Genomic DNA, 15,191 nt, shown 5'->3' on the forward strand with positions numbered 1-15,191 from the left:
GAGAGGTCGCCGCGCGCTTCGCGCGGCGGGTGAGGGGGCACAGGTCTCTCAACTTGCATCAGCGTGCGTTGATAGAGCCCCTCACCCCAACCCTCCAAGAGCGAGCTTCGCTCGTCTCGACCCCGTAAGAACGGGGCGAGGGAGTCTCTCACCTCGCCCGCACCGCACCCAAAAAACGTTTTGTTAACCATAACCGGTGCAAGACTAGAGCTGTCTCGCTTTGAGGGATGGTTCCGGTGCGGGTTGCGCGCGCGTTTCGATTTTCGATCACTGCGATGATGGCCGCGCTCGCTCTGTCGGGATGCATGCGCACGGCCGGACCCGTCGCGGTCGCGCCGCAAGCCGATCTCGACGCCATCACCTATGGCGCGGCGCCGGCGCCGGTCGCCGTCGTGGACAATGGCGGCGGCGGCGCCATCAGCGCGATGCGCGCGTCCTTTGCCAGAACGCCGGCTCCCGTTTACGCGCCTCCGCCCGCGGTTGTCGCAGCGCCCGTCGCCTATGCCGAGCCGGTTCGATACGATTCCGCCTATCATCTCGATGCCGGCGACAGGCTGCGCGTCGTGGTCTACGGCCAGGAAGGCCTCACCAACACCTACGCGATCGATGCTGCCGGCGCGATCACGATGCCGCTGATCGGCTCGGTGCCGGCGCGCGGTCGCACGCCCGCAGGTCTCGCCGCCGAGATCGCGGCCAAACTGCGCGCCGGCTTCATCCGCGATCCCTCCGTCGCGGTCGAGGTCGAAGCCTACCGGCCGTTCTTCATCCTCGGCGAGGTAGCCGCGCCCGGCCAATATCCCTACGTGCCCAACATGACCGTTGAGAGTGCGGTTGCGATCGCCGGCGGCTTCTCGCCGCGCGCGCGGCGCGACAAGGTCACGGTCACGCATACCGATGGTTCGGGAACGGCGCGCTACGTGGTGCCGCCCGGCACTTCCATCAGCCCGGGCGACACGGTGCTGGTCGGCGAGCGCTGGTTCTGACGAAGTACGGAGTACTTCGTCATCCCGGGGCGCGAGTGAAACGAGCGAACCTCAGATGCGCAATTGCGCATCGGGGGATCTCGAGATTCCCCGGTGCGCAATTGCGCACCTGAGGTCTGGTCCTTCGGACCATCCCGGAATGACGCGTGTTGGCGCGATGCCGCTCCGGTCATTCCGCGCAGCGGCATTACCGCGGCTGTGGTGAATCAGCGCATTCGCCGCGGTGGCCCCGGATAGGAACTTGCGTCATTCCAGCCGGCAGCCTATGCCGCCGTCAACGAAATCCATCAAAATCAATCAGGGGAAAAGATGAGCATCCGTTTGCCAATCACGCGCGCGCGCACCGCCATTTCAGCTGCACTGATCGCAGGCATCGCCATGACGGCCATATGCGCGTCGGCAGACCGGGCGGCGGCGCAGTCCTATCCGGACCGGCGCATAACCTTTGTGGTGCCGTATCCCGCGGGCGGCGCCACCGACGTCTCGGCGCGTCTTTTGGCCAACAAGCTGTCGGAAGCGTGGAAGCAAACCGTCGTCGTCGAAAACAAGTCGGGCGGCGGCGGCGTGGTCGGCAATGATTTCGTCGCCAAGGCGGCGCCCGATGGTTACACCGTGCTGGTCGCCATCACCCAGATCATCCAGGCGCCGAGCCTCATTTCGAAGCTGCCCTACGACGTCTTCAAGGATCTCGCGCCGGTCACCCAGGTCGGGTTGTCGACCATCGTGCTGACCGTCCCCGACGCGCAGCCGATCAAGTCGGTCAAGGAACTGATCGACCACGCCAAGGCGAATCCCGGCAAGGTGCCGTACGGCTCGTTCGGCAACGCCACGACGTCGCATCTGTACGGCGAACTGCTCAAGAAGAACGCGGGCATCGACATGACCCATGTTCCCTATCGCGGCGCGGCGCCGCTGGTGAACGATCTGCTCAACAACACCGTGACCGCGGCCTTCGTCGATCTGACCACCGCCAACCCGCAAATCCAGGCCGGCAAGATCAGGGCGCTGGCGGTCGGCGGCGAAAAGCGCAGGACCCAGCTGCCGAACGTGCCGACGATGGCCGAACTTGGCTTCCCCGGCTTTGAGGCCGAGGGCTGGATCGGCATCTTCGTACCGGCAGCGACGCCCAAGGACATCGTCGCGAAACTTTCCGCGGAACTGTCGCGCATCATCGCTTCTCCCGAAGGCGTCGCAGGGCTCGAGACGGTCAGTCTGATGCCGGTCGGCGGCTCGGCGGAAGCGTTCGAAGCCGCGCTCCGCCGCGACACCGCGCGCTGGGCCGATGTCGTGAAAGCCACGGGCGTCAAGGGCGAGTAAGGCGGCGAGGTCGCGAAGCGAATGCGCAACTGCAATTTATTCGTCGTCCCTGCGAACGCAGGGACCCATACGCCGCGGCCTATCGGTGAGATCGCCGGCGTTAGAGACCTCATGCAACAACGGGCGCCGCGGAGTATGGGTCCCTGCGTTCGCAGGGACGACAGCGAGGAATGACGACTACGTCGTCACAGCGAGGAATGACGGCTTCGCCGTCACCTCAAATGCCGCGCGAAGAAGTCGAGGCTGCGCGGCCAGGCGATGTCGGCGCTGGGCTTGTCGTAGCTCGCCCGCTCGTCGCAGTGAAAGCCGTGCTGCGCGCCGGGGTAGACGTAGACCTCGACATCGGGCCGTTTGGCCTTGATGGTCTCGACATCGGTCAGCGGAATGCCGGCGTCCTTTTCACCGAAGTGTAGCTGCGTCGGCACTTTCGGTTTGTCGTCGGCGAAGCGGACCACGGCGCCGCCGTAATAGCCGACCGCGGCCGACAGGCCCGATAGCTTGGTCGCGGCCGCGAAAGCGACGCTGCCGCCGAGGCAGAAACCGATGATGCCGACCGGGCCGACGCTCTTCACCGCGTCGATCGCAGCCTGGGTGTCGAGCAGCATCGCCGGCCAATCCGGATTGGCGATGAATTTGCGCGCGTTCGCGACCTCATCCGGCGTATAGCCGCACTGGAAGTTCGGGCTGGTGCGGTCGAAGATCGACGGCGCGATCGCGACATAGCCGGCGCCCGCCAGCCGATCGCACACCGAACGAATGTGGTGATTGACGCCAAAAATCTCCTGGATCACCACGATCGCCGCCTTGGGCGTGCTTGCGGGATCGGCGCGATAGCCGCCGAGCTTGAAACCGTCCGAAGCCGTCAGTGTAATGTCCTGTCCCATGGGTCATCCTTTTCTGTGCAGGGTTGCTTTTCTTGAAGCGTTGCACGAAGCTCGCTGCAGGGCAGACGCGGTTACTGCCACATCCAGTTGTGACCCCAGTCGCCTTTCCAGCCCGCCAGCCGGCCTTTGCGGAATTGCAGATAGAGCCGGTGTTTGCTCGGAAACAATCCGCTGCCGCCGAGATTGCGGAAGCTGAGGAAGACCTCATCGCCCGGGCGTCCCTTGATATAATTGAGTGGCGTGCCGAGCGCGCGTTCGGCTTCCACCGCATCCATGCCGAACACCAGTGGCGTGGTGTTCGACAGGGTTTCCGTGAACGGGGGCGGGGTGGGGCCGCCGAACGGTGGCAGTTTTTGCGCCTGCACCGGCACGGCAGCACCGGCGATCAGGAATAAAACCGCTGCGGCAAACGCCCTCATGATGCGGCCCTCGCTTCTGTCTTTACGTCGAGGCGAGCAAGGAACGGCAGCACCGCTTCGATAAAAGCCTCGGGCTGATCGATGTTGACGGCGTGGCCGGCGGCCGGCACCACCACCTTCTGCGCGCCGGGAATCCTGGCCGCCATGTAATCGGATGCGGCCAGGAACGGCGTGTCGTCGGCGCCGACCACGACCAGCGACGGCACCTTGATGTCGGGCAGCGATTCAATCACGCGGGCATCGCGCTGGGTCAGCATGCCGCGCGCGGCCCGCGCCAGTCCCGACGCGTCACGATGGCTGACGCCGGAGCGCTCGCGGCTGGCGGATTTCAAAACCTGCAGTCCCTCGCGCTCAAAACGGTCGCCGGTGTCGTGGGCGCGCTTGTTCCAGGCCGCGCGCGCATCGTCCTTCTTGAAGCCGGGTCCGGTGTCGATGATCAGAAGCGCGCGCACCCGATCCGGATGATTGCGGTAGAACGCCAGCGACATGTAGCCGCCCAGCGACAGCCCGCCGACGATGGCTTTGTCGGCGCCGATCTCGTCGAGCAGGGCGGCCATATCGGCCACCGTCAAGGCTTCGCTGTAGGCCGCGGGATCATCGGGATAATCCGACTGGCCGTGGCCGCGCATGTCCCACAACACGAGTTTGTGATGCTTTGACAGCGCCGCGATCTGGCCCTGCCACATTCCCGAGGTCGAAGAGTAACCGTGGGTCAGCAGCAGCGGTGGGCCGCTGCCATGCACCTCGTAATGGATATTGACGCCGTCGCGGTTGATCTTCGGCATTCTCGATTTCCCGGCGAAGATAATGTGCAATTTCGACCTGCCAGCATCCTAACGCGATCCCTTCGCGGTTGGGAAATGCGGAAATGTGTAGGCGGGTGCCCACGCTGGTGCATTTCGCAAGGCGAAATCTGCCGCAGCGCACAACCCCTCATTTCAAAATTTTATTCCCTTCGAACGATTCCAAATTGCATTGCCTCTAAATGGGATCGGTATCATTCTGCGCGCCGACTGACGCCGAGCCGGTGGGTGTCAGCCATGTCCAACTCAGCCATGCCCAACAGTGAGTTGGCCCAACAGTGAGTTGCCGCCGTAAGCGGCATCCTGCACCGGAAGGGGAAACGCAAAATGCCTAATCTGAACATCAACGGGCGGAATATGTCCGTCGAGGCGGCGAACGATACGCCGCTGCTTTGGGTCATCCGCGAACAATTGCAGATGACCGGCACGAAATTCGGATGCGGCGCCGGCCTGTGCGGCGCCTGCACGGTTCACGTCAACGGCGAAGCCGTCAGGTCCTGCCAGACCCCGGTCAGCGACGCCGTCGGCAAGAAGATCACCACCATCGAAGGTCTCAGCGCCAAGGGCGATCATCCGCTGCAGAAGGCCTGGATCCTCGAGCAGGTCCCGCAATGCGGCTACTGCCAGTCCGGCCAGATCATGCAGGCGGCGTCGCTGCTGTCGAAGAATTCCAATCCGACCAAGGAAGAAGTGGTTGCGCACATGGACGGCAATCTGTGCCGCTGCATGACCTATTCCCGGATTCAAAAGGCCATCATGCGCGCCGCCGCCGACATGCGCACCGCGTCCAACGCCGGCACCGAGCGGAGGCCCACATGAACACGCACGTGAAAATCGCTTCAAGCGAACCCGCCGACCTCAGCCGCCGCTCCTTCCTGGTCGGCACCGCCGCCGCAGGCCTTGCGCTCGGCTACTCCGCGGTTCCCGGCCTGTTCGGCGCCGATCAGGCGCTGGCCGCCCCCGCCAAATTCGATCCCAGCGTCTGGTACTCGATCGGACCGGATGGCTTGGTCACGGTGACGTGCGGCAAGGCCGATATGGGCCAGCACATCGCCTCGACCATGGCGCAGATCGTTTCCGAAGAGCTCGGCTCGAGCTGGAAGGACATGCGGGTTCAGCTGGCCTCCAACGATCCGAAGTTCAACGATCCGGTACTGGGCGCGCAGATCACCGGCGGCAGCTGGTCGACGATGATGAACTTCGACGCGATGAGCCGCGCGGGCGCCGCGGGGCGGATCGCGCTGACGGAAGCCGCCGCCACTATCCTGGGCGTGCCGGCCGGCGAACTGGTGGTGCGCGATTCCGTGGTCACGCATCCAAAGTCGAAGAAGTCGATGAGCTTTGCCGACATCGTCAAGAGCGGCAAAATCACAAAAACCTTCACGCCCGATGAGCTGAAGGCGATCAAGCTCAAGACGCCGGATCAATACACCATGGTCGGCGTTTCCGTTCCGCAGCTCGACATCCCGCCGAAGGTCAACGGCACGGCCAAGTACGGCATCGACGTGATGGTGCCGGGCATGGCCCACGGCGCCGTGGTGACCCCGCCGGTGCGTTTTGGCGCCACGGTGAAATCGGTCGATGATTCCGCGGCCAAGAAAGTGCCAGGCTTCATCAAGGCGGTGACGCTCGACGACAAGACCGGCAGCACGTCCGGCTGGGTGGTGGCGGTCGCCAATACCTATGCCAATGCGAAGAAAGCGGCGGCAGCGCTGAAGATCGCCTATGACGGCGGTCCGAACGCCAAGCTGTCGAGCGAGTCGCTGCTGGAGGAGGCGAAGCGGCTCCAGAAGCTGGATGATTCCGGGCAGTTCTTCGTCAAGGACGGCGATACCGCGGCCGCCTTCGGGACGGCGGCGAAAGTGCTGGAGGCGGAATACACCACCAGCATCAACATCCACGCGCCGCTCGAGCCGATGAACGCCACCGCGGAGTTCAAGGGCGACATCCTGCACATCTATTCCGGCAACCAGTTCGCGACGCGCTCCGGCGCCATCGCGGCCGGCGCCGCCGGGATCGATCCCAAGTTCGTCGTGATGCATCAGATGTGGCTGGGCGGCGGCTTCGGCCGGCGTCTCGACGCCGACATGATGGTGCCCGCGGTGCAGGCGGCGAAAGCCGTCGGCAAGCCGGTCAAGGTGATCTACACCCGCGAAAACGACATGACGATGGACTATTCGCGCCCGCTGACCTTCCAGAAGGTCAAGGCGGGTCTCGACGGCGATGGCAAGCTGATTGCGCTCAATCACGACGTGGTCAGCGCGTGGCCGACGCAGCGTTGGGGCATCCCCGATTTCCTGTCGCCCTCGGTCGACAAAAAGGGACCGCTGGATGCGTTCACCGTGAACGGCGCGGATTTCTTCTATTCCGTGCCCAATCACAACGTCCGCGCCATCAAGAACGAGATGGCGCACAACGCCACCCCGTCGGGACAGCTGCGGTCGGTCGCACCGGGCTGGACCTTCTGGGCGGTCGAAAGCATGATCGACGAACTCGCCCATGCCGCCGGCAAGGATCCCGCCGAGTTCCGCATCGCGCTGCTCGACGGCAAGGGCAAGAACGATGGTGGTGCGCAGCGTCTGCGGAGCACCCTGCTCGCGGCGATGGGCATGGCCGGCTACGGCACCGGCAAATTGCCGAAAGGTGAAGGCATGGGCGTGGCCTGCGTGTCGTCGCAGGAACGCGCAACCGCAAGCTGGACCGCCTGCGTCGCCCATGTCGCGGTGGCGCCGAGCGGCGAGGTCAAGGTCAAGAAGCTGACCGTGGCCACCGACGTCGGCATGCAGGTGCATCCCGACAACATCCGCGCCCAGGTCGAGGGCGCGGCGCTGTGGGGCCTTTCGCTCGCGATGTATGAGAAGGCGACGCTGAAGGACGGCGGTATCGAACAAACCAATTTCGATACCTACACACCCTTGCGCATGAGCCAGGTGCCCGAAGTCGCCATCAACGTCATCGCCAACGGCGAAAAGCCGACCGGCGTCGGCGAGCCGGCGGTGACCGTGATCGCACCCGCCCTCGGCAACGCCATCTTCAACGCCTGCGGCGCCCGCATCCGCGCGCTGCCGATCACGGCGGAAGCGGTCAAGGCGAGCATGAAGGCGTAAGGCGTTCGGATTACGCAGCATCAACGATCCGCCGGGGATTTTCTCCGGCGGATTTTTTAGGCTGGGCTTTGGCGCAGGCAGCCGTCATTGCGAGCCACCGGGGCGCGCATGCGCGCGACCCGGTGGCTCGCAATGACGACGGTGGGAGCCCTACGCGATCCGATAGGTAAGTAGTGGAGAGAAAAATGTAGCAAGCGATCAGCGCGCTTCTCGAACTTGGACCACTTCCGAGCTCTGCGGTTGCTATCGTTCCAACGATGCAGGCATTTGAGGAGCAGATGTCGAAGGTTCAAACGCCTGTCACGGATGAAGAGGCTTGCGCGCTGGTGAAACTCTTCGGTCCAGACGGTTGCTTCGGACTTGTGTGGACCCTGTTGCATCTGATCGAGACAGCGCCCGGTTGGCCGGTTGAAAGTGCATTGGTTGGCTTCGAAGGCGAATGGATAGATCGCCTTCGCGAGCGAGCCGAGGTCCGTAGTCCGTAGGGCGGGTTCTCTTTAACCCGCCGTTCGATTGCGAGATGGCGGGCTAAAGAGAACCCGCCCTACGCGAGCTAACACTGTAGCGCGACGGCGAGTGGGAAACGGCACGCCAACGACCCGGCTACTGGCGCGCATGAGCAACAACCGGGTGTCATGCCCCCTGTGGCACGATGCCTGCAGTCTATGCAGTGCTGGGAATTTTAGTGTCCCAGTTCAGGAATAAGCGCCGCCGGGCGACCCATTTCGATCCCGGCGGCGTGCCTTTTTGATCCTGGCGCAGGCCAAGCAGCCTGATGCAAGACTCGGAGAAGGCGGACACTGATTGGCAGTTCCGCCTCAGACCGCTTCCGTCCAGCTTTCCGAGAATGCCAGTGCCGACGTCGAGAATGGCCGCCTCTCACGCTCCCGCGGCCACGATCGCCCCTGCGCCTCGATGCCGTTGCGGACGACACGAGTGCCGAGCGCCGGGATCAGCACGGTGCACACGCCGTAGCGCCGGTCGGGAATCTGGTTCGGCTGCGTGTGGATGAGTAGCGGCTCGCCGATATCGAACCAGGTAAGTGAGATTTCTTCGCCGTGCGACTTGACGTGTTCAGTCCAGAAGTAGCGCGGATCTCCCGCTTTGGAGAATTGCGCGTCCGCACAGGGGATCGTTGTGTCGGAAAGTTCGGCATTGAGCATGCCTTGCACGGTTGACTGCAGCCATCGCGCCATCGCGATGTTGTCGGAGTAGATGCGCCAGCGCTGTTCCGTCAGTTCACTCTTCAAATAGAGAACGTGGCCGGGACCAGCTGGCGAAAAGATGATCCGCCAATAGCTCGCCTCGGTCGAGTTCGGTTCGCCGTCCTTCGGGCTCAAGCGGATAAATGGGTTCTCGCCCGTCAGGATCGTCTTGTTGGGATCGGCAATGCTCATTGTAACCGGTCTCCTCTCAACTTCTCGGGATGCGTCGTTGCATGTCTGCTTTGTGCCCATAACCAGAGCTAAAGGCCGTAGGCGGATTCTCTCTAATCCGCCATCTCGTATGGATCGGCGGGATTGAATAGAACCCGCCCCACCCAATTCTAATCCTCCAGCACGACCTCGTCACCCGGGCGAACCATGCCCGCCACCAGCACCGCGGCGTAGACGCCGGCTCTGTTGTCATGGTTCCTGGCGACATGCTGCAAGATCTCAGGATTCTCGTCGAGCGATTCCGGATCGATGTTGATCATGCGACAGCGGATATCGCGTTCCAGAATGTGGACCGTCAGTCTCGGGCCGATCCGCAGCCTGCGGCCGACGAAGGCGTCTTCGGCGAAGCTTTCACCGGAATTGAGATCGAGATAGAGGTTTTCGCGAAAGCGGCGCTTGTCAAGCGTGACACCCGCAGCGCGGCCGATGCTGTCTATCGTCTGGATCGCAAGCAACGACAGCGGCCGACAGTCCGTGATGGCGCGGTCCGAGCGGATCATGGTTAGCTCGGACGCGTTGAACTGATCGCCGCCGATCAGAGCCGGCAGCACCGGATCGGATGCCGACAAAATTTTTCCGTTCGGCGCTTCGATCTCGAGCGCCAGGTCTTCGCTTGTGGGAAACAGTGGCGTCACGCCGGGACCGCGGGTTTCCGCCTCGGTCAAATTGTCAGGGGCAAGCGTCCGCTCGGGATGGCGAAATTTCGGGCGAAATCGCAGCATTTCCTTCCGGCTGCGCGCGGTGAGGAATGGGAACGACTTCGGCGCGCCGGCGTGATGGACCGCGCAGAGCCGGTCGCCGAGCACGCCGGCAAAGTCGACATAGGCCTCGGGCAGGGATTCTCCCGGCATGCTCTTGACCGGGTAACGCCAAACGCTTTCAAGCCGCCCAACAATCGTCACTGCAATCCTCGTTTGACATTTCCCTGGTCGCGGCAGTCTAGAGCAGATTGCTCTTGATCCAAGCCGTATCCGGCGTGGGCGAAGAAGTGTCGTAGGGCGGATTCCCTTTAATCCGCCATCTCGTATGGATCGGCGGGTTAAAGCGAACCCGCCCTACGGACTGCGCCGCCCTGCACGCAAGCGCAATCTCGCGAACTTGCTGCGACAAAACAACCCGACGGGCAAATCACTTCGGATTTACAGAATCAATGTCAAGCCCCGAAATAAAAAATATTTCGCTTTTCCGGAAGGCCGACTCAGGGGCATATATTGGCCATCCCGTCCTACTCAGAAGGGCGTCGGCCGTCGTCACGGACGTTGGACGGGTTGCGGTGGACGCCGATGTTGCGATTGACGGTCGTGACAAAAGCGTACGGCAAAGACGTGTGGTCCTGACGCCGCGGTGCTGGCGTCGATGCACCTGGAGGCAATAGCTTCTCGGGGCGCAACGGAGGCAAAAGAGCCGTTCTCCGGGGAGAGCTCGTTATAAGCCGTAAAGCCATTGCGCAGGGAAGGCCGGGTGTTCACCGCTGCCCTGTATGCTCGTGTGCAGCTTTCTATCTACAATCCGCACACGGGACCGCGGGTGCAGCGCGCACCCGGTCTTCCCTGCGCCCTCTTATGAGAGGGCAAGGAAATTTCTGGCATAGCTCGGGCAGATCATGCCGCGAGAATGCGAAACTGCGTTTTGAATGATGGTGCAACAACAAACACCGCCGTCGTCCCTGCGAACGCAGGGACCCATACTCCGCGGCCCATCGATGAAGGCGCTGGCGTTAGAGGCCTTCTGCAAACAATGACTGCCGCGGCGTATGGGTCCCTGCGTGCGCACATAGGCGCTAAGATAGACGGAGCATAGTTTGATACCGGCGTTTCTCCTTGGCGGCTCGCGAAGATGGCGTTGGAGAGCGGCGATTGATCGGCGCAGACAGCCCATATCGGGTTAGGATCATCACGGCTTGGAGCAGCGAGGCGACGAGATGCTGGAGCAATCGCTGGTACTCCAGGCGTTGTCAGGCGGCTTCTGCCAAGCGGGGAGAGGCCTCAAGTTCGTCGATGAGCGGCTCAAGCAGTAGAATAGTCAGCAAATGGGCCAGAACATGAGGTCTGGCGGAGCTGCTCGTCGGTTCCGGGTGGTCCCTTCAGTCCGATCAAGCTCTTCAACCGCTTGAACCCGAGTTCGATCCGCCATCGCAGACGATAGAGGGCAAGAACATCCGCAGTTGCGAAGTCCTTCTGCTTGAGTGAGGTTACCAAGATCACCCAATCTGCAGCGTCAAGCGTTTGCTTCGAGATCTGGTGGCCTTCCTCGCTGTGCATCTCGGCGCGCTTTTGCGATACGCAGCTTGCGCCGAATGGCCGACCAAACGCAGGGCGAGAGGTGCGCCGCCCTTGCGCCAGATCCAGATCAGCCGATCGATCAGGCCGCGGGCCGATGCCTTGCGCAACTCGGCGACAAGATCGAACTCATTGCCTTCGCGATCGAGCCAACGCGCTCTTCCAACCGGCCTCGGATCGAAGTCTGCGCCGCATGCGAGCAGCGTCGCCATGCGGTCCGGTTGCAAGGCCAGGCGCGATCGGCAGCGCGGATCTCGTCCCGCCGCCGGTATCCGATCCAGCGTCTCGCCAGCCTGCTGATCGGTCAATTCGAAGTGGCCAAACCGCTCCTGCGGAAGGTCGAACGCGCTGTGAATCCGCCACCTCGTTCTTCTTCCTGGCGCCCGGTCCCTTCTTCGGCACCGAAGTGGCGTCGATAATACGGATCAAGCGGCCGCGGGCTGGCTTGCGGGCGGCGTTAGCAAGCGCATGACCCACCAGCATCGCGAGCCAATCTCCGCACTTTCGACGCAAGCGATACAGCAGAGCTTCGGGTTGGAAATATCGACAAGCCCCACCGACGCCGCCCATGCGGCGGCATCGATCGCAACCCCCATTCCTCGCCCAGACAATAGGCCAGTTTGAAGAGGGCAAGGAAATTTCTGGCATAGCTCGGGCAGATCATGCAGCGAGATCGCGAAACTTCGTTTGAATGATGGTGCAACACCAAACACCGCCGTCGTCCCTGCGCACGCAGGGATCCATACTCCGCGGCCCATCGATGAAGGCGCTGGCGTTAGAGGCCTTCTGCAAACAATGACTGCCGCGGCGTATGGGTCCCTGCGTTCGCAGGGACGACCCGTGGAGAGGGATGAAGTCAATTACCCGCATCTCACTCGCGATGAGAATCCTAAAATTCTAACGAATCCCCTTAACCAACATTCACGATACGTCTTAAGCCACAGAAAACTCCTTATCGTTAAGCTCTGCGGACGGTCATCACCGCAAGGCCCCTGGGGTTCCATGACAGCATTAACCAACAAGACTCCGTCCAAGCGCCGGCTGCTGCTGGCGTCGGATCGGAGCGACAAGAGCACCGAATTGGCCAGCATTCTGCAGTCCGTCGGCCAGGTCGACATGATCTCGACCACGGATATCCCCGATGCGCCGGCGCGCGATCTCTCCGGCATCGTGGTCGATATCAACCTGCGCTCGTCGGAAAGCGTGCAGGTGGTGCGCAACAAGCTGCGGACCGAGGCCTATCGCGAAATGCCGCGGCTGTTCGTGCTGGCGGATGCGCTGCATCACGGATCGATGCAGGCCTGGGCGCTCGGCGCCACCGACACGATTGCGCGGCCATTCGACGCGCAGGGCATCCTGCAGCGCATCCGGGCGGCCTTTCCGGACGACAGTTCCTATAACGAGACCGACCGCGGCAAGGCGCTGAACCGCGGCGTCGAAGCCGCGCACGGCGTCATGCTCAAGATTTTCAACGGCATGCGGGCCGGCGAGCCGCTGAAATACAGCGACATCGTGCAGGCCGAGAACAAGATCCTGAAAGCGATCAAGCACACCTCGCTGCGGGAATGGCTGACGACCGTCGGTTGCCACCACACCGACAGCTATCGGCACTGCCTGTTCGTGACCGGCTTTGCGGTTGCGTTCGCGCAGCATCTCAACATGCGCGAGGACGACCAGCGCCGGCTCGCCCGCGCGGCGCTGCTCCACGATGTCGGCAAGGCGTTCATCCCGGTCGCGATCCTCGACAAGCCGGATCCGCTGACGCCCGACGAAATGCACGAGATGCGCCAGCATCCGCGGCGCGGCTATGACGCGCTATCGGCGCAGGGCGGCTTTCCGCCGGAAATGCTCGATGTGGTGCTGCACCACCATGAATTCCTCGACGGCACCGGCTATCCCGACGGCCTCAGCGGCAAGGAGATCAGCGACATCGTGCGCCTGACCACGATCGTGGACATCTATGCGGCCCTGGTCGAGAAGCGCGCCTACCGGCTGCAGTTCACCCACGTCAAGGCGTTCGGGGTGATGGAAGAAATGGGCGACAAGCTCGACCAGCACCTGCTGCAGGCGTTCCGCCCGATCGCGTTCGGGTATGGGTGAGGGCCTTCCGTCATTCCGGGATGGTGCGTAAGCACCAGACCCGGAATCTCGAGATTCCAGGTTCGATGCTTCGCATCGCCCCGGAATGACAGGTAGATGAACGCCTCACCCCAGCATCTTGCGCAATTCCGCCTTCGCCACCTTCTCCAGCGTCGAGCGCGGCATCTCGTCGACGAAAATGACCTCGCGCGGCACCTTGAAATCGGCCAGCGACTTCCGGCAGGTGGCCATCACAGCATCGTGCAGATCGGCCGGCGCGGCCGCGACCCCGGCCAGCGGAATGATGAAGACGACCGGCACCTCGTCCAGCATCGGATGCGGCTTCGCCACGACAGCGGCCTCGCGCACGCCGGGCACCAGCGCGATCACCTGTTCGATCTCGGACGCCGCGACGTTCTCGCCGCCGACCTTCAGCATGTCCTTGGCGCGGTCGCCGAACCTGATGAAGCCGTCTTCGAGCAGCGTGACGCGGTCGCCGGTGATGAAATAGCCGTGCTCGTCAAAGCTCTCGCGCGTCGCCTTCTCGTTGTGCAGATACTCCGCAAACAGCGACAGGCCGGCAATGCCCTTGATCAGGAGATTGCCGGTGTCGCCGACTTCGGTAGGCCGGCCGTCGTCATTGGTGATGCGGATCTCGTATTCCGGCGCGGCGCGTCCGATCGACATCGGCGTGTTGGGTTGATCGACCTCGCCGACGATGCCGTGGGTGATGGTCTCGGTCATGCCCCACCAGCCGATGGTCTTGATGCCGAAGGCGGCGAATGGCGGGGGATCGTTCACCGCCGTGCCCCAGAGCCGGAATTTGTGACCCTTCGGGATCTCGTGCTCCAGCAGCGCCTTCATGCAGAACGGGATCGTCGAGGTCCAGGTGCAGCCATGTTCCAGCGCGACGTTCCAGAACCGGCTGGCGGAAAACCGCGGCTGGATCACGCAGGACGCGCCGACCCACAGCGTTGCCAGCATCGAATAGGCCAGCGCGTTGGTGTGAAACAGCGGCAGATAGGTCTGATGCACGTCGCCCTGGTGCAGGTCCTCATGGGCGGCGTTGATCTTGCCGCCCCACAGCGCGTTGGCGTGGGTCCACAGCACCGCCTTCGGGCGCGACGTGGTGCCCGAGGTATATTGCACGCTGCAGGGCGCGAGCGGGTCGGTGGGACGGCGCGGCCGGTCGGCGCTGTCGGCGAACAGTGCCTCAAAGCTGTCGCCGCGCGCGGCACCCTGCGCGGGCACGGCGCCGGCGTCGTGGGCGATCACCGCGATCCAGCGCAGGTCGCGGCAATGGGCCGAAATCAACTCGGCATAGGCCGGCTGGGTGATCGCGGCGACTGCGCCGCAATGGCTCGCAAAGTATTCCATTTCGGCGGCCGCCGACCGGGTATTGGTGGTGACGGCGATGGCGCCGAGTTCGACGCAGGCGAACCATGCCAGCATGGCCTCGATGCAATTGTCGAGATGGATCAGCACGTATTCGCCGGGCTTGATGCCGCGCTTGATCAGGCCCGCCGCCAGCGCCCCGACGCGTTCGTGAAACTCGCCGTACGTCCATGTCCGCGCCGGAGCCTCGAACGGCGCCCAGATCAGGAACGGATGGTCGCGGCGGCTCTCCGCGCGCATCCGCAGCAGCCACGGTACATCGAGCCCTGCAAAGGGCCCGACGACGCCTGGCGCTGCCTGTGTACTAGCCATGATTCCTCCCGGTGCGGCTTCGCCGCCTTGGTATTGCTTGGGAGCAGTTCTGCCATTGGATAGGGCGGTGCGCAAATCGTAGATGGCCTCATTCTGCACGAACGGTAGCGTCATCCTGAGGTGCGAGCCTCTTCGGCGAGCCTCGAAGGATGACTGGCTCGGTGCCTGCGGCCATCC

General features: G+C 63.2%; 13 protein-coding genes. 6 read left to right on the forward strand and 7 right to left on the reverse strand.

The features are described from left to right. Positions 1-236 precede the first annotated feature (236 nt). Both ACSQ84_RS21265 and ACSQ84_RS21270 read left to right on the forward strand, forming a co-directional pair. On the forward strand, positions 237-983 hold the full coding sequence (locus tag ACSQ84_RS21265; RefSeq protein ID WP_436213670.1) for a polysaccharide biosynthesis/export family protein: 747 nt from the start codon (positions 237-239) through the stop codon (positions 981-983). Positions 984-1,292: 309 nt separating this feature from the next. Further along, a complete protein-coding gene (locus ACSQ84_RS21270) occupies positions 1,293-2,300 on the forward strand; it encodes a Bug family tripartite tricarboxylate transporter substrate binding protein (RefSeq protein WP_436213671.1) in 1,008 nt (335 codons plus the stop codon). A gap of 212 nt (positions 2,301-2,512) precedes the next feature. On the opposite strand, the gene ACSQ84_RS21275 is transcribed toward ACSQ84_RS21270, so the two are convergent. From ACSQ84_RS21275 to ACSQ84_RS21285, 3 genes are all read right to left on the reverse strand, one after another. Next, entirely contained in the window at positions 2,513-3,184 is a 672-nt protein-coding gene (locus ACSQ84_RS21275) for a dienelactone hydrolase family protein (protein ID WP_436213672.1), read from the reverse strand. A gap of 71 nt (positions 3,185-3,255) precedes the next feature. After that, complete coding sequence (locus ACSQ84_RS21280) at positions 3,256-3,603, reverse strand: hypothetical protein (protein ID WP_436213673.1); 348 nt, start codon at positions 3,601-3,603, stop codon at positions 3,256-3,258. Then, positions 3,600-4,388, reverse strand: coding sequence for an alpha/beta fold hydrolase (locus tag ACSQ84_RS21285; protein WP_436213674.1), 789 nt, complete (start codon positions 4,386-4,388; stop codon positions 3,600-3,602). The genes ACSQ84_RS21280 and ACSQ84_RS21285 overlap by 4 nt, the downstream gene beginning before the upstream one ends. 345 nt (positions 4,389-4,733) lie before the next feature. Between ACSQ84_RS21285 and ACSQ84_RS21290 the strand changes: the two genes are divergently transcribed. Next, complete coding sequence (locus ACSQ84_RS21290) at positions 4,734-5,225, forward strand: (2Fe-2S)-binding protein (RefSeq protein WP_436213675.1); 492 nt, start codon at positions 4,734-4,736, stop codon at positions 5,223-5,225. Then, positions 5,222-7,513 carry a molybdopterin cofactor-binding domain-containing protein gene (locus tag ACSQ84_RS21295; RefSeq protein ID WP_436213676.1) on the forward strand — a complete coding sequence of 764 codons (2,292 nt, stop codon included), beginning with the start codon at positions 5,222-5,224 and terminating at the stop codon, positions 7,511-7,513. Before ACSQ84_RS21290 ends, ACSQ84_RS21295 begins: the two co-directional genes overlap by 4 nt. Before the next feature lie 818 nt (positions 7,514-8,331). On the opposite strand, the gene ACSQ84_RS21300 is transcribed toward ACSQ84_RS21295, so the two are convergent. From ACSQ84_RS21300 to ACSQ84_RS21310, 3 genes are all read right to left on the reverse strand, one after another. Further along, positions 8,332-8,910, reverse strand: a complete 579-nt coding sequence (locus ACSQ84_RS21300) for a hypothetical protein (protein ID WP_436213677.1) — start codon at positions 8,908-8,910, stop codon at positions 8,332-8,334. 149 nt (positions 8,911-9,059) lie between these two features. After that, complete coding sequence (locus ACSQ84_RS21305) at positions 9,060-9,851, reverse strand: MOSC domain-containing protein (protein WP_436213678.1); 792 nt, start codon at positions 9,849-9,851, stop codon at positions 9,060-9,062. A gap of 1,104 nt (positions 9,852-10,955) precedes the next feature. Continuing rightward, entirely contained in the window at positions 10,956-11,210 is a 255-nt protein-coding gene (locus tag ACSQ84_RS21310; protein WP_436213679.1) for a transposase, read from the reverse strand. A gap of 35 nt (positions 11,211-11,245) precedes the next feature. Here ACSQ84_RS21310 and ACSQ84_RS21315 point away from each other — a divergent pair, with 35 nt between their 5' ends. Then, entirely contained in the window at positions 11,246-11,647 is a 402-nt protein-coding gene (locus ACSQ84_RS21315; RefSeq protein ID WP_436213680.1) for a hypothetical protein, read from the forward strand. A gap of 583 nt (positions 11,648-12,230) precedes the next feature. Then, positions 12,231-13,328, forward strand: coding sequence for an HD-GYP domain-containing protein (locus ACSQ84_RS21320; protein ID WP_436213681.1), 1,098 nt, complete (start codon positions 12,231-12,233; stop codon positions 13,326-13,328). A gap of 105 nt (positions 13,329-13,433) precedes the next feature. On the opposite strand, the gene ACSQ84_RS21325 is transcribed toward ACSQ84_RS21320, so the two are convergent. Beyond that, positions 13,434-15,014, reverse strand: a complete 1,581-nt coding sequence (locus ACSQ84_RS21325) for an AMP-binding protein (protein WP_436213682.1) — start codon at positions 15,012-15,014, stop codon at positions 13,434-13,436. Positions 15,015-15,191: the final 177 nt, after the last annotated feature.

It is taken from the genome of Bradyrhizobium sp. LjRoot220 (assembly GCF_964252915.1).
Lineage (GTDB): Bacteria > Pseudomonadota > Alphaproteobacteria > Rhizobiales > Xanthobacteraceae > Bradyrhizobium.